The sequence below is a fragment of the Streptomyces sp. NBC_00503 genome, assembly GCF_036346895.1.
Lineage (GTDB): Bacteria > Actinomycetota > Actinomycetes > Streptomycetales > Streptomycetaceae > Streptomyces.
This window is the reverse complement of the sequence record NZ_CP107855.1, coordinates 5,207,546-5,222,351: the sequence shown is the minus strand read 5'-3', so window position 1 is coordinate 5,222,351 and position 14,806 is coordinate 5,207,546. Positions and strand designations below refer to the sequence as shown.

Here is a 14,806-nt window from a genome sequence, read left to right as displayed (position 1 = left end):
CCGGCCGGAGCCGACGGGGCTACAGCCAGCCCTTCTCGCGGGCCACGCGCACCGCTTCCGCCCGGTTGCGGGCCGCCAGTTTCTGGATGGCCGTCGAGAGGTAGTTGCGGACCGTGCCCTGGGACAGGTGGAGCCGGGCGGCCAGTTCCGCGTTGGTGGCGCCCGACTCCGCCTCGCGCAGGACCTCCCGCTCGCGGTCGGTGAGCGGATTGGCGCCCTCCGCCAGGGCCGCCGCCGCCAGGGTGGGGTCGATGACGCGCTCGCCGGCCAGGACCTTGCGGACGGCCGCCGCGAGTTGCGCGGCCGGCGCGTCCTTGACCAGGAACGCGGAGGCCCCCGCCTCCATCGCCCCGCGGAGGTAGCCGGGGCGGCCGAAGGTGGTCAGGATGACGATCCGCAGGGACGGGAGGGCCACCCGCAGGGCCGCCGCCGCCTCGATGCCCGTCATGCCGGGCATCTCGATGTCCAGCAGGGCCACGTTCACGTCGTGGGAGCGGGCCGCCGCCACCACCTCGTCGCCGCGCGCGACTTGGGCCAGGACCTCGATGTCCGGCTCCAGGCCGAGGAGGGCCGCCAGCGCCTCGCGGACCATGGACTGGTCCTCCGCCAGGAGGATGCGGATCGGGCGTGGGCTCATGAGGCAGATCCTAGGGGGACGGGAACGCCGGCCTGGAGTCGGAAGCCCGCCCTGCCCCGGTTGTGCAGCCCGGTTGGGCCCGCGGTCAGGGTGCCGCCCACCGCCGCCAGGCGTTCCCTCAGGCCCGTCAGGCCGTTGCCCGCGACGGAGGGGCCGCCGGCGCCGTCGTCGGTGACCGTCAGCTCCGCCATCCGCCCGGCGAGGGTCTGGGTGACGGCCAGGCGGACCGTGCAGCGCTTCGCGCCGCTGTGCCGGACCACGTTGGTGATCGCCTCGCGCAGCGCCCAGGCGAGCGCCGACTCGATCTCCTCGGGGAGTTCCAGTTCCTCCACACCGTCGGCGGGGAGGTCCGCCAGGATTCCGGCCGCCGTCAAAGCGGTGCGCGCACCCGCCAGTTCGCCCGGCAGCGTCGCCCGCCGGTAGCCGCTCACGGCCTCCCGTACGTCGACCAGGGCCTGCCGGCTCACCTGCTCGATGTCCGCCACCTGACGGGCGGCCGCCTCGGGCTGGTCCGGCAGCATCCGCCCGGCCAGCTCGCTCTTCAGCGTGATCAGCGACAGCGAGTGCCCCAGCAGGTCGTGCAGGTCCCGGGCCATCCGCAGCCGTTCCTCGTTGGCCGCGAGCTGGGCCACCGTGGCCCGCGCCTCGCGCAGTTCTATCGTGGTGCGGATCATCGCCCGGACGCCGATCATCGCGAAGCCGCCCATCAGGGACGGGATCAGCAGTCCGGCCAGGTACTCGTCGCCGTCCGGGACGGCGTTGGCCGTCACCGCGAGCAGGGCGGTGGCGCCGGGGACCGTCCAGCGGGAGATCTCCCCGGGCAGCGCGGCCCCGGAGGAGATGGCCACGTAGACGAAGAGCACGAGCCATTCGCGGCCGAGGGTCAGGGACAGCAGGGTGGCCTGGGCGGCCAGGACCGACACGGAGAGCAGGACCCGGCGGACCGGCATCGGCCGGGCGGTGCGCAGGACCAGGATCAGGTACCAGGTGACGAAGGCCGCGAGGCCCAGGCCGCCGAGCACCCGGGCCCCGGTGCTGTGTCCGCCGCGGACGAGGTCGACGACGGGGGCGCTGAGGTAGAAGAGCCACAGGCCGGTCCACGTCAGCTTCACAGCCTTGTGGCGGCGGGTCTCCGGCCGCATTCCGATCCGGGGGCCGCCGGGCCCCTGGATGTCCGCCTCGTCGGCTCTGTACCGCGCGTCGGTCACGCTCGTCACCGTCATGCCTTCAGGGAGTCCTTGCGGTACAGCCAGGCGGCGGCACCAGTGAACAGTACGAAGTACGCGACGAGGATGGCCACGTCCTTGGCGTGCGGCGCGCCGCCCAGCTCGATGGCCTGGCCGAGGCCGGCGTAGGCGTGGGTGGGGAGCCATTCGCAGATGTTGCGCAGCCACTGCGGGAAGTTCGCGGTGGGCATCCACAGGCCGCCGAGGATGGAGAGGCCGAAGTAGAAGAGCATGGTGATCGGGCGGACGGTGTCGCCGCTCGCGAGGTAGCCGAGGGCCACGCCGAGCGCGGCGAAGACGAGGCTGCCGGCCCAGATGGAACCGGTCAGGGCGAGCCACTGCCAGAGCTCGAAGCGGACCCCCTTGACGCCCGCGGCCACGGCGAAGACCACGAGGATCGCGGGGAGCGAGAGCACTCCGGCGCTGGCGGTCTTGGCGAGGACGTAGCCGCGGCCGGGCAGGGAGGTCAGGCGCAGCTGGCGGACCCAGCCGGCCTCGCGCTCCTTGGCGATGCGCTCGCTGTTGCCCATGAGGACGGCGGTCAGGGCGCCGAAGGAGGCCATCGCCACCATGTAGAAGGCGGGCATGGTGAGGTCCGTGCCCATGACCTTCGTCGTGCCGTTCAGCGTGCCGCCGAGCATCAGGAAGAGGGCGGCCGGGTAGAGCACGGTGAAGAACAGGTACTTCTTGTTGCGCAGGGCGCGGGTGATTTCGAGCTTCACGAGTTGGTTCATGACGTGGCCTCCTCGGCCTCGGTGAGGGCGATGAAGGCCTGCTCCAGGCCGAGGCCCGCGACCTCCAGGTTGCGGGGGTAGGCCCCCAGGGCGTACACGGCGTGGACGGTCGCGTCGGCGTCCGTCGACTGGATGCGGACGGTGTCGCCGTGCCGCTCGTAGCCGGTGAGGTACGGGAGTTGGCGCAGGGCGAGCTCGTCCACCGAGCCCGGGGCGAGGTCGAAGGCGATCCGGCGGGCGCCGGCCTTGGCCTTGATCTCGGCGGCGGTGCCGTCGGCGAGGAGCCGGCCCTTCTGCAGGACCAGGACCCGGTCGGCGATCGCGTCGGCCTCTTCCAGGTAGTGCGTGGCGAAGAGGACGGTGCGGCCCTGGGCGGCCTGTTCGCGCATGGTGGCCCAGAAGGCCTGGCGGGCGGTGACGTCCATGCCGGTGGTCGGCTCGTCGAGCACGATGAGGTCGTTGTGGCCGGCGGTGGCGAGTGCGAAGCGCACCCGCTGCTCCTGGCCGCCGGAGAGCTTGTTGACCATCCGGCCGGAGATGTCGGCGACACCGGCGAGGGAGAGCACCTGCTCGACCGGGTAGGGCCGGGGGTGCAGGGCGCAGGTCAGCGTGACGAGTTCGCGTACGGTCACGTCCTCCATGAGGCCGCCGGTCTGGAGCATGGCGCCGACCCGGCCGGCCGCGATGGCCTCGCGGGGGGTGGTGCCGAAGAGCCGGACGGATCCGGAGTCGGCGGGGCGCAGGCCGAGCAGCAGGTCGAGGGTGGAGGACTTGCCGGCTCCGTTGGGGCCGAGGAGGGCCACGGTCTCGCCGGGGTGCAGGTCGAGGCTGAGGCCGTCGACCGCCCGGACCTGGCCGTAGCTCTTCGTCACGTTCTGGAAGCTCACCACGGCGCTGCCGGCGCCCTGTCCGGCTGCGGGCCCTGTGGCGGCGCCGGTCTGCGTCGCGCTCTTCGTCTTCATGGCCCAAGCTTCGCCGGGACGGGGGTCCCCCCGGCAGTGTCCCGCGTCGTGGGAGCCGCATGACAGATGTCATGCGGCCGGGGTGACGGGGATGCGCCGGAGCCCCTCCCCGGTGACCGGGAAGGGGCTCTGGGCTGCGGGCCTGCGGGCTGTGGGCTGCGGGCTGTGGTTTGGCCGCGGATCAGCTCGGGTTGGTGTCGATGACCGCGATCCGCTCGGCGGTCGTCTTGCCGCGCAGGGCCTTGCCGAGGGCCACGGCTACGTCCTGCGGGGTGACGGCCGTCTTCTCGCCCGTGCCGCGGGTGATGAGGATGCCGTCGAAGGTGTTCCCGTAGGTCGCCTTGAGGGCTTCCAGGTCGTACTTCTCGACCAGGTGGCCGTCCACCGCCTGCATGCTGAGGATCTTGGGCAGGGACTTGGCGCCGAAGGGCAGGGACTTGGCGCCCACCTTGACGGTGGCGGGGGCGGACATCGCGGGTTCGGCGAAGTCCTTCATGGCCCGGTCCAGTTCGGCCTTGTCGATGACCGGGTCCTTGGTGGCGGTGGGCAGTTCGACGGGGGTGGCCTTGCCGGTGGCGACCATGTCGCGGAAGGCCTTGGTGACCAGGTCGGCGGAGGCGCCCACGTCGAGGGTGGTGCCGGCCTTGCCGGGTACGGCGACGGCCTTGCCGGTGTCGAAGGTGATGGTGCCCTCGGTGGCCGAGCCGGCGGTGCCGGCCAGTTCCTGGAGGGCGACCTGCAGCTTCTCGTCGTCGACGGGCATGACGGCCTCGGCCTCGCGCGCGCTGCCGAAGAGGGAGCCGATGACGGTGACGGGGTTGTAGTCGCTGCCGGCCGCGTTGCGGACGGTGGTCTGGCTGTCGAGGCTCAGGCCGGCCTTCTCGGGCTTCAGCTCGACCTGCTTGCCGCCGACGGTGAGCTGGATGGGGCCGGCGGCGCGGTTGCCGAAGGCCGTCTGGAGCTTGGCGACGGCCTCGTCGCGGGTGCCGCTGATGTCGACGTCGAGGACGGTGGTGCCCTTGGGGACGTCGGAGTGGTTGAGGAGCAGGCCCGCGCCGTAGGCCACGCCGAACAGCGAGACGGCCGCGACGGCGAGCAGGAGCAGCTTGCTGCGGCCCTTCTTCGCGGGCCGGGCGGGGGCCTTGGCCTTCTTCTCGGGCGCCGGGGCGGGCACTTCCTGCAGCGGGTCGGGGCCGGGGAAGGCGGACAGGTCCGGGCCGCGGTCCACGCCCGGGGCGGGCCCGGGGCCGGGACCGGGCGCGGGGTACGCGGCTCCGGCGCCGAGTTCGGGGCCGGGCCAGCGGGGCTCCTGCGCCTCGCCCACGGGTACGGTCCCCAGCGCGGGCCCGCCGGTCGGACCGGCCGGTCCTGCCGGGCCGGGGCCGTACGGGGGCATGCCCTGGGTGGTTCCGACTCCGGTTCCGACTCCGGGGCCGCCGGGGCGGTGTCCCGCGGGCACGGCGAAGCCGGGCCCGGCCGGGTGGGGAGCTCCCTGGGCGGGGGCTCCGGAGCCGGGGCCGTACGCGGCGCCGGGTCCGGCGGGCAGCGCGGGGGCTCCGGGGCGCTGCCCGGAGCCGGGGCCCTGCGCGGGGCCCTGGCCGTAGCCGGGGCCCTGGCCGGGGCCTTGGCCGTAGCCCTGGCCCGGAGCTCCCTGGCCGGGGCCCGCGGGACCACCCGTACGGGGACCGGTGCCCGGGCCGGGGCCGACGCCGGAGCCCATCGGGGCACCCGGGCGCGGGCCCGCCGGAGGCTGGGCGAAGCCCTGTGCGGGGGTGTCGTAGCGCGGGGCGGAACTACCCCCGGCCGGAGCTCCCGCCGCCGGGCCGCGGCCCTGGGCCTGGCCCTGGACCGGTGCCGGAGTCGGCGCCGGTGCGGGTGCCGCTGACGTGGGCGTCGGGCCCGGAGCGGCCTTGCGCGGCGCGAACCAGTTGCTGGCCGGCTCCTCGCCGGTGGCGGGGGCCTCCTCGGCAACGGGTGCCGGGGCGGCGGCCGGTGCGGGCTCCGGCTCGGCGGTTTCGGGCATGGGCGTGCGGACGACCACGGGCGGAATCGGCCGCGATCCGGGGATGTTGATCCGGATCCGGGTCGTCAGGGTGGTCTCCGTTTTCGGCCCGTCGGAATCGGGCGTGGACGGCTTGGCAGGCGTAGTCACAGAACTCTCCTCCGGGGCGGTCGCCGCACCAGGACCATTCGGCTCGGTCGTGGACGGATACTGGCCGGTTCCATACGGCGGCGTACCCGAGGGGTAAGCAGCTCCACCGCGCCCGTTGGGCCCGGAGGACGAACTGTCGGTTGGACGACTCAAGGCAGGTTCTCCCGGTTGGCTCCGCCGCCCGTCATACCGTGCGCGGGCAGCTCGGCGGCCCGTCCACCATACTGGCCGCCGCCCGCACGTACCCGACCACCGGGAACGAAGGGTTCCCCTTGACCCCCTTCACGCCCCCTCGAAGGGGGCGTGAAGCCGCCCGGAGCCGCCGTCCGGGTGTCCGCCGGTTGGACTCCGAGCCTCTGTCGGGCGCCTGACACGCAGCTAGTCAGGGCGCCGGGCGGTTCCGACGGCCCGTCACCTGGCAGGCCCGGCGGCCGAAACCACTCGGTCCCCCGGCCCGCTGATCGTGGCGCACATCACAGCGAGCACCACGCCGCCCAAAAGGTAGACGTACATGCTGATTCCGGACGAACTGAGCAGGAAGTCCCCTTCCGGCCTGGGGGCGCTGAGCACCACGTAGGCGAGGAACCAGCCGATCGCGCCCGCCCCCACCCCGATGCCGGTGCCGAGGGCGATCCGGCCGCCGAGGAACAGTCCGAAGAGCGCGAGCAGGGCCAGCAGCAGCCCGCCCGGGAACCACAGGTCCACCACGAGCCAGCCGGCCGCGCCGGTCAGGGCTCCGGCCACCAACAGGCCCAGCAGGGCGGCGATCCGCCCGGGGGTCCACGTACGGGTCATGCCCGCACCCCCGCGAAGAGGTCCCGCTCGCGCTCGCCCGCCGGGGCGCCCGGACGGCCCGAGGCCAGCTCGTAGTACTCGCGGGTGAACAGCGGCTGCGCGAGGTCGTTCGAGAGGGCGAAGAAGGGCCCGTCCACGGCGATCTGGGTGGCGTGGGCCCGCATCGCGGCGGACTTCGCGGCCACCAGCGCCTCGTCGGCGCCGATCTCGGTGGTGATCCGCTCGTCCGCCACCACGCCCGGTACGTCGTCCGGTTCGGCCAGCCCGGGGAAGGGCGCCTTCGCTCCGGCCGCGCGCAGCCGGGCGAAGCCCTCCTCGACGACCGAGCGCGGTACGCGGTTCCAGTAGAGCTTCTCGACCGTGTGCGGCGCGCCCAGATCCCGTCGGTACGCGCTCTCCGCGGCCAGTTCGGCGGCGCGGGTGGCGACGCGGTGGGCCTGGATGTGGTCGGGGTGGCCGTAGCCGCCGTCCGGGTCGTAGGTGACGAGGACCTGAGGGCGGAGCTCGCGGATCACCTCCACGAGGTACCCGGCGGCCTCGTCCAGGTCGGCGGACCAGAAGGCGCCGGGCCGGCGGTTCTGCTCGGCGCCCATCATCCCGGAGTCCCGGAAGCGGCCGGGGCCGCCGAGGAAGCGGTGGTCGGTGACGCCCAGTTCGCGCATCGCGGCGGCGAGTTCGCCGATGCGGTGGGTGCCGAGGGTGTCGTCGCGGTCGGCCGCCAGATGGGCGAGGCCGGGCGGGATGACCTCGCCCTCCTCGCCCAGCGTGCAGGTGACCAGCGTGACGTGGGCGCCCTCGGCCGCGTACTTGGCCATGGTGACGCCGTTGTTGATCGACTCGTCGTCCGGGTGCGCGTGCACGAGGAGGAGCCGACGGGCGGGAAGACCGTTCATGGGGGCAAGCCTACGAGGGCTGGGCGGGCGGAGCGCCCCGCCCCACAAGGCGGCGCCCCGCGGCCGGAGGGACGGCCTACAACTTGAGCCCGCTGATCATGCTCGCCACGTTCGAGGTGAGCTGGGAGAGCGTCGGAGCCACCGTCGAGCTGGCCAGGTAGAAGCCGAGCAGCACGCAGACAGCTGCGTGACCCGCCTTCAGGCCCGAGCGCCGGACCAGCAGGAAGACGATGACTGCCAGTAGCACCACGGCCGAGATCGATAGTGCCACGGCGTTTCACCTCCACGTCGAGCGGACATCGGTACGCGTATTCGCAACTCGCTGCTCGGCAGATTCATACCCACCGTGCGCTACGGATCATAACTTTCCGTACCAGAGCATGGATCGATTCCGGCAGCACGAGGGGCGCACGCCGCGCATGCCCGGGGGCACGAAAACGCCGGACGGGGAGGCGGTACGCCTCCCCGTCCGGCTGTCGGCACCCGCACGGCCGTACCGGAACCAGGCTGCCCGGCCCATATCTCGGGGCAGAAACGGTCAAGTTGCCTACATGTAAACGGGGTTGGGGAACCGTTCGGCGCTGTGGCCGGAAATGAGCGCTACCGCGGGCCAGAGCTCCGGCCCCCGATCAGTCCTTCGTCAGGGGTCCCGCCTTCGGCGGTTCCTCCCCCGGCGGCGGGACGGCCCGCTTTTCGGATGCGAAGTGACAGGCCGAGGGGTGGGCCGTCGGGCCGCCAGGGAGGAAGGAGGGGATCTCCAGGAGCGGGACCTCGCTCGCACACCGCGCCTCGGCCTTCCAGCAGCGGGTGCGGAAGCGGCACCCCGAGGGCGGGTTGGCCGGGGAGGGGACGTCGCCGGAGAGGATGATCCGGTCGCGGTGGGTGCGGGCCCGGGGGTCCGGGACCGGTACGGCGGAGAGCAGGGCCTGGGTGTACGGGTGGGTGGGGTGGTCGTAGATCTGGGTGTCGGTGCCGATCTCGACGATCCGGCCCAGGTACATGACGCCGACCCGGTCGGAGATGTGGCGCACGATCGAGAGGTCGTGCGCGATGAACACGTAGGAGAGGCTGAACTCGCTCTGCAGCCGCTCCAGCAGGTTGATGACCTGGGCCTGGACGGAGACGTCGAGCGCGGAGACCGGCTCGTCCGCGACGATGATCTCCGGCTGGAGGGCCAGGCCGCGGGCGATGCCGATGCGCTGGCGCTGGCCGCCGGAGAACTGGTGCGGATAGCGGTTGATGTACTCGGGGTTGAGGCCGACCACGTCGAGCAGGTCCTGGACCTTGCGCCGCCGGTCGCCCTTGGGGGCCACCTCGGGGTGGATCTCGTACGGCTCCCCGATGATGTCGCCGACCGTCATCCGGGGGTTGAGCGAGGTGTACGGGTCCTGGAACACCATCTGGATGTTGCGGCGCACGGCCTTGAGGGCCTTGCCGGAGAGCTTGGCGATGTCCTCGCCCTTGTAGGTGATCGCGCCCGCCGTGGGGCGTTCCAGGTTGACCAGCATCTTGGCCACGGTCGACTTGCCGCAGCCCGACTCCCCGACGATGCCGAGGGTTTCGCCGGCCCGCAGGTCGAAGGAGACCCCGTCGACGGCCTTGACCGCGCCCACCTGCTTGCGGAAGACGATGCCCTGGGTCAGCGGGTAGTGCTTGACCAGGTCCGTCACCTCGAGGATCGACTCAGCCACCGAGGCACTCCTTCCAGAAGAAGCACGCGCTGGCGCGGTCCGGTCCGACCTCGGCCAGCGGCGGTACGTCGGTGCGGCAGGCGGCCTGCGCCATCGGGCAGCGCGGGTTGAAGGCGCAGCCGGGCGGGATGGCGAGCAGGTTGGGCGGCAGGCCCTTGATCGCGTAGAGCTCCTGGCCCTTCTGGTCCAGGCGCGGGATGGAGTCGAGCAGGCCGCGGGTGTACGGGTGCGCGGGCGCGGCGTAGATCTCGTGGACGGGGGCCGACTCGACGATGCGGCCGGCGTACATGACGGCGATCTTGTCCGCGACGTCGGCGACGACGCCGAGGTCGTGGGTGATGAGGATCAGGCCCATGTTGAGCTCGCGCTGGAGCTCCGCGAGGAGGTCCATGACCTGGGCCTGGACGGTGACGTCCAGGGCTGTGGTCGGCTCGTCGGCGATGATCAGCGAGGGTTCCAGGGCCATCGCCATGGCGATCATGATGCGCTGGCGCATGCCGCCGGAGAACTGGTGCGGGTAGTCCCCCACCCGTTGCCTCGCGGCCGGGATCTTCACCCGGTCCATCAGCTCGACGGCCTTGGCCCTGGCGTCCTTGCGGGACATCCCGCGGTGGACCTCGTACATCTCGCCGAGCTGCGCGCCCACGCTCAGCACCGGGTTCAGGGAGGACAGCGCGTCCTGGAAGATCATGGCCATCTCGGCGCCGCGGATCTTCCTGCGCTCCTCCTCCTTCATCTTCAGCAGGTCTTTGCCCTTGAAGAGGATCTCGCCGCCCGCGATGCGGCCCGGCGGCATGTCGAGGATGCCCATCACGGCCTGCGCGGTGACCGACTTGCCCGAGCCGGACTCGCCGAGCACGGCGAGCGTCTCCCCCTCGTCCACCGAGTAGTTGACGCCGTTGACGGCCTTGGCGACCCCGTCGCGGGTCTTGAACTCCACGTGCAGGTCGCGCACTTCGAGCAGCATGTACGGGGCTCCTCAGCGCAGCTTGGGGTCGAGGGCGTCGCGCACCGCGTCGCCGAGCATGATGAAGGCGAGCACGGTGATGCTGAGTGCGCCGGCCGGGTAGAGCAGCATGTGCGGGGCGTTGCGGATCTGCGAGGCGGCGTTGGAGATGTCGATGCCCCAGGAGACGGTCGGCGGGCGCAGGCCGACGCCGAGGAAGGACAGGGTGGCTTCCAGGGCGATGTAGGTGCCGAGCGCGATGGTGGCGACGACGATGACGGGCGCGACGGCGTTGGGCGCCACGTGCCGCAGCAGCATCCGGCCGTTGCCCGCGCCGAGGGCCCGGGCCGCCTGGACGTAGTCGTTCTGTTTGGCGGTGATGACCGAGCCGCGGGCGATGCGGGCCAGTTGTGGCCAGCCCAGCAGCACGATGAAGCCGACGACGGGCCAGACGGTGGTGCTGGTGACCACCGACAGGAAGACCAGGCCGCCGAGGACGACGGGGATGCCGAAGAAGATGTCGGCGACCCGGGAGAGCAGTGCGTCGCCCCAGCCGCCGAAGAACCCGGCGAGCCCGCCCAGCGCGGAGCCCAGGAGGGCCGCGCCGAGGGTGGCGCAGACGCCCACGGTGATGGAGGCGCGGGCCCCGTAGACGGTACGGGTGTACACGTCGCAGCCCTGGGTGTCGTAGCCGAAGGGGTGGCCCGGGGCGGAGCCCTGCTGCGATTTGGACAGGTCGCACTTGAGGGGGTCCCCGCTCGCGATGAGCTGGGGCCAGATCGCGATGACGACGAGGAAGAGGATGAGCAGGGTGGAGACGATGAAGACGGGGTTGCGGCGCAGCTGGTGCCAGGCGTCGGACCAGAGCGACCGGGCCTTCTCGGTGGGTCCCGCGGGGCCCGCGCCGGCGGGGTTCCCGCCACCCGGCTCCAGGCTCTCGGCCTCTTCCAGCGCGAGGTCCATCGCTCCGCCCTGTCCGGTGGGTGCGATGACCTCGTGGGGTCCGGGCTGGAGCGGATCGTAGGCGGGGCGCTCGGGCTCAGGCATAACGGATCCTCGGGTCCAGGACCGCGTAGAGCAGGTCGACGAGCAGGTTCGCCAGCAGGAAGACGATGACGAGGATCGTCACGAAGCCGACCACGGTCGGGGAGTTGTTGCGCAGGATGCCCTGGTAGAGCTGGTAGCCGACGCCGTGGATGTTGAAGATCCGCTCGGTGACGATGGCCCCGCCCATCAGGGCGCCGATGTCGGTGCCGATGAAGGTGACGACGGGGATCAGCGAATTGCGCAGCAGGTGGCGGGTGATGACCCGGCGCCGGGGCAGGCCCTTGGCCACGGCGGTGCGGACGTAGTCGGCCTTGACGTTCTCCGCGATGGAGGTGCGGGTCAGCCGGGTGACGTAAGCGAGGGAGACCAGCGCGAGGACGATGCCGGGCAGGATCAGCTCGTTGAAGGGCGCGTCCGGGGAGACGGTGGGCCGTACCCAGCCCCATTTGACGCCGAAGACGAACTGGAGGAGGTAGCCGGTCACGAAGGTCGGTACGGAGATCACCACGAGGGTGAGCACCAGCAGGCTGGTGTCGATGGACTTGCCGCGCTTGAGGCCGCTGACCACTCCGAGGGTGATGCCCACGACGATCTCGATGGCGATCGCGACGATGGTCAGGCGCAGGGTCACCGGGAAGGAGGTGGCCATCAGCTCGGTGACCTTCTGCCCGTTGAAGGCCGTGCCGAAGTCGCCCTGGAAGATCTGCCCCATGTAGTGGAGGTACTGCTTCCACAGGGGCTGGTCGAGGTAGAGGTCCTTGCGGATGCGCGCGGCGGTGGCGGGGTCGGGGGCCTTGTCGCCGAAGAGGGCGGCGACGGGGTCACCGAGGGCGTACACCATGAAGAAGATCAGGAACGTGCTGCCGATGAACACGGGGATCATCTGGAGCAGTCGCCGGATCACGTAACGTCCCATGGACTGCTCCAGGATCGATCCGACGGAGGGTCAGCTGACCTTGATCTGGTCGTAGACGGGGACGCTGAACTGGTTGAGCGCCACCTCGGAGATGCGCTCGGAGTGGCCGGCGCTGCCGTTCTGGTACCAGAGCGGGATCGACGGCATCTGGGCGGCGAGGACCTTCTCGGCGTCCTGGAACTTCGTGATCGCCTTGGCCGGGTCGCTCTCGCGGTTGGCCTCGTCGACGAGCTTGTCGAAGTCCGGGTTGCTGAACTTGCCGTAGTTCGAAGAGGCGCCGGTGTAGTACAGCGGCTCCAGGAAGTTCTGGATCAGCGGGTAGTCGGCCTGCCAGCCGGAGCGGAAGGGGCCGGTCAGCTTGAAGCTGCTCTGCTGGTTCCTGAAGTCGGCGAAGGTGCCGACCGGGTTGACGGTGCAGACCGGGCCCTCGCCCAGGGCGTTGTTGATGCTGTTGCAGACGGCGTCCATCCACTCGCGGTGCGAGCCGGTGTCCACGTTGGAGGTCAGCGAGACCTTGCCGCCGGGCAGTCCGCCGGCCTCCTGGATGAGCTTCTTGGCCGCCGCCGGGTCGAAGGAGCAGGCCTCGCCGCAGGCGGTGGCGGAGAAGCCGCCCTTGTCGCCGAGGGCCGGGGAGGTCCAGTCCTTGGCGGGGGTGCGGGTCTCCCGGAAGATCTGCTTGGTGATCTCGTCGCGGTTGATCGCCATCGAGATGCCGCGGCGGACCTTCTCCATGCCCTCCTTGCTCCACTGCGGGTCGTACAGCGGGAAGGTGAGGGTCTGGATGATGAGGGCCGGCTGGTTGATGTAGCGGTCGCCGAGGTCGTTCTTGACGTTCTTGAGCTGCTGCGCCGGGATGTCGTCGACCAGGTCGAGGTTGCCGGAGATCAGGTCGGTGTAGGCGGTGTTGTTGTCGGTGTAGACCTTCAGGTCCACGCCGCCGTTGACCGCCTTGTCCGCGCCGGTGTACCCCTCCCACTTGCGCAGCTTCATGCCCGTGCCCTTGGTGTACGAGTCCACCGTGTACGGGCCGTTGCCGACGGGCTTGGCCAGCCAGCCGTCGTGGTCGGTGAAGAAGGACTTGGGCAGTGGGGAGAACGCCTGGTAGCCGAGGGTCTCGGGCCAGGTGGAGAACTTCTCCTTGAGGGCGACCGTGAAGGTCTTGGCGTCCTTGACCACCAGGCCGGACATGGTCTTGGCCTTGGGGTCGCCGGTGGCCGGGTGCACGTCCGCGTAGCCGACGATGTCGGAGAAGAACGGCGAGTTGTTCTGCTTCTTGGAGACGTCCGCGCCGTAGTTCCAGGCGTCCACGAAGGACTGGGCGGTGACGGGCTCGTCGTTGCTGAACTTCCAGCCGTCCTTCAGCGTGATCGTGAAGTTCTGGCTGTCGGTCGTCTCGATCTTGTCGGCGAGGAAGTTCTTCGCCTCACCGGTCTTCGGGTCGTACCGCTTCAGACCCCGGAAGAGCATGTCGAGGACCTTGCCGCCCTGCACCTCGTTGGTGTTGGCGGGCTCCAGCGGGTTCTGCGGGTCACCCCACGAGGAGCTGACGATGCCCGCCGCGCCACCGCCTCCGCCGCTGTCGCTTCCGCCGCCGCAAGCCGTCGCCGCGAGGGCTACGGCCGCCGCACATGCGGCCCACTTGGCGTGGGTGGCTCCGCGCATGGAGTGCCTCCTACTGGATCCCAAGACTCACTTAGGGCCCAATGTCACCCTATGTGGGGTCCCGTACACGCGCCGTTGGACCGATTGCACCCTCGCGTCCCCCGGCTGTCACCCCTGCGAGTGCAAAGTGGGCCCCGGCGGTCACAGCTCCAGCTCCCAGGTGTCCACCGCGTAGTGCAACGCCATGCCGTGCGCCTCGTACAGCCCGAGCGCCCCGGTCTCGTTGCCCGTGTCCACGCCGAGGCCGACCGTGGTGCGGCCGCGCGCGGCGTAGGCGGCGAAGCCGTGGCGGAGCAGGAAACCGCCGATGCCCCGGCCGCGCACGTCCGCCCGTACGCCGAGGTGGCTGAGCCAGCCCATGCTGGTGCGGTCGTCGCGGGTCAGCAGGACGCCCACGTCTCCCCGGCCGGGCAGGGCCGCGATCCACACCAGCGACCAGTCCAGGCCGCGGCCGTCGATGTGGTCCAGCCAGGGCTCGTACGGGCGCTCCACGTGGCCGAAGTGCTCGGCGAAGGTCTCCTCGATCAGGGCGTGGGCCCGGCGGCGCTCGGCCCCGTCCCCGTCGCAGGGGCGCAGGGTGAGCCCGGCGGGGGCCGCCGGGGGCCGGTCGGCGGCCGGGTCCAGGGCGCGGGTCATCACCTGGTAGCGGCGGACCGTGCGGTAGCCGCGGGCCGGGAGCAGGGTGGTGTCGAAGGTGGGCGCCACGTTGAGCTGGAGCCGCAGGAAGCCGCCCGGGGCTCCGGCGGCCAGTTCCCGGGCCCGGGCCTCCACCAGCTCCAGCAGCCGGCGGGAGACCTCCCGGTGTCCCGGCAGGACGTAGTGGTCGGAGTCGATCCGGCCGGGCCCCGAGTCGGCCCAGACCAGGGCGTAGGCGATGAGGCGTCCGCCCTCGAAGGCCAGCCAGGAGTCCCTGGCCAGGTCCACGTCGGGGTGGTGGAGATCGGCCTCGACGGCCGCGAGGTCCGTCTCGGGGCGGCCGATCTCGATCAGGTCGACGGCGTTGAGGAGCCCGCAGATGTCCTCGGCGTCTCCAGGCCCGGCGGGCCGTACGGTCAGCATGTCGGTCATCACACCACCATCGGACCGGCCGGCGCGGCCCCGCAACCGCCTTTGCGCGCCGCGGCGGTGGACCTCCAGGTCGCGGC

At 71.6% G+C, this 14,806-nt stretch carries 14 protein-coding genes; all 14 read right to left on the bottom strand.

Features of this window, described 5'->3' with window-relative positions:
• Positions 1 to 19: 19 nt before the first annotated feature.
• Complete coding sequence (locus tag OG490_RS24350) at positions 20 to 637, bottom strand: response regulator transcription factor (protein ID WP_330298401.1); 618 nt, start codon at positions 635 to 637, stop codon at positions 20 to 22.
• The gene (locus OG490_RS24345) at positions 634 to 1,779 is read right to left on the bottom strand and encodes a sensor histidine kinase (RefSeq protein ID WP_330301047.1); all 1,146 of its coding nucleotides are present in this window, start codon (positions 1,777 to 1,779) and stop codon (positions 634 to 636) included. The genes OG490_RS24350 and OG490_RS24345 overlap by 4 nt, the downstream gene beginning before the upstream one ends.
• 77 nt (positions 1,780 to 1,856) lie before the next feature.
• Positions 1,857 to 2,597, bottom strand: a complete 741-nt coding sequence (locus OG490_RS24340; RefSeq protein ID WP_330298400.1) for an ABC transporter permease — start codon at positions 2,595 to 2,597, stop codon at positions 1,857 to 1,859.
• Positions 2,594 to 3,559: an ABC transporter ATP-binding protein gene (locus OG490_RS24335; RefSeq protein WP_443065867.1), complete on the bottom strand. Its 966-nt coding sequence runs from the start codon at positions 3,557 to 3,559 to the stop codon at positions 2,594 to 2,596. Before OG490_RS24335 ends, OG490_RS24340 begins: the two co-directional genes overlap by 4 nt.
• A gap of 181 nt (positions 3,560 to 3,740) precedes the next feature.
• Positions 3,741 to 5,864 carry a hypothetical protein gene (locus OG490_RS24330; RefSeq protein ID WP_443065866.1) on the bottom strand — a complete coding sequence of 708 codons (2,124 nt, stop codon included), beginning with the start codon at positions 5,862 to 5,864 and terminating at the stop codon, positions 3,741 to 3,743.
• 258 nt (positions 5,865 to 6,122) lie between these two features.
• Positions 6,123 to 6,506 (bottom strand): DUF6113 family protein, encoded by a 384-nt coding sequence (locus OG490_RS24325; RefSeq protein WP_330298398.1) that lies wholly within the window; start codon positions 6,504 to 6,506, stop codon positions 6,123 to 6,125.
• Complete coding sequence (mshB, locus tag OG490_RS24320; RefSeq protein ID WP_330298397.1) at positions 6,503 to 7,399, bottom strand: N-acetyl-1-D-myo-inositol-2-amino-2-deoxy-alpha-D-glucopyranoside deacetylase; 897 nt, start codon at positions 7,397 to 7,399, stop codon at positions 6,503 to 6,505. The genes OG490_RS24325 and mshB overlap by 4 nt, the downstream gene beginning before the upstream one ends.
• A gap of 76 nt (positions 7,400 to 7,475) precedes the next feature.
• A complete protein-coding gene (locus OG490_RS24315) occupies positions 7,476 to 7,670 on the bottom strand; it encodes a hypothetical protein (protein ID WP_330298396.1) in 195 nt (64 codons plus the stop codon).
• Between the two features lie 358 nt (positions 7,671 to 8,028).
• The gene (locus tag OG490_RS24310; RefSeq protein WP_330298395.1) at positions 8,029 to 9,090 is read right to left on the bottom strand and encodes an ABC transporter ATP-binding protein; all 1,062 of its coding nucleotides are present in this window, start codon (positions 9,088 to 9,090) and stop codon (positions 8,029 to 8,031) included.
• Complete coding sequence (locus OG490_RS24305; protein WP_330298394.1) at positions 9,083 to 10,057, bottom strand: ABC transporter ATP-binding protein; 975 nt, start codon at positions 10,055 to 10,057, stop codon at positions 9,083 to 9,085. Before OG490_RS24305 ends, OG490_RS24310 begins: the two co-directional genes overlap by 8 nt.
• 12 nt (positions 10,058 to 10,069) lie before the next feature.
• On the bottom strand, positions 10,070 to 11,083 hold the full coding sequence (locus OG490_RS24300; RefSeq protein WP_330298393.1) for an ABC transporter permease: 1,014 nt from the start codon (positions 11,081 to 11,083) through the stop codon (positions 10,070 to 10,072).
• Positions 11,076 to 11,999 carry an ABC transporter permease gene (locus OG490_RS24295; protein WP_330298392.1) on the bottom strand — a complete coding sequence of 308 codons (924 nt, stop codon included), beginning with the start codon at positions 11,997 to 11,999 and terminating at the stop codon, positions 11,076 to 11,078. The genes OG490_RS24300 and OG490_RS24295 overlap by 8 nt, the downstream gene beginning before the upstream one ends.
• Before the next feature lie 30 nt (positions 12,000 to 12,029).
• The gene (locus tag OG490_RS24290; protein ID WP_330298391.1) at positions 12,030 to 13,661 is read right to left on the bottom strand and encodes a peptide ABC transporter substrate-binding protein; all 1,632 of its coding nucleotides are present in this window, start codon (positions 13,659 to 13,661) and stop codon (positions 12,030 to 12,032) included.
• Positions 13,662 to 13,802: 141 nt separating this feature from the next.
• A complete protein-coding gene (locus OG490_RS24285; RefSeq protein WP_330298390.1) occupies positions 13,803 to 14,729 on the bottom strand; it encodes a GNAT family N-acetyltransferase in 927 nt (308 codons plus the stop codon).
• Between the last annotated feature and the right edge of the window lie 77 nt (positions 14,730 to 14,806).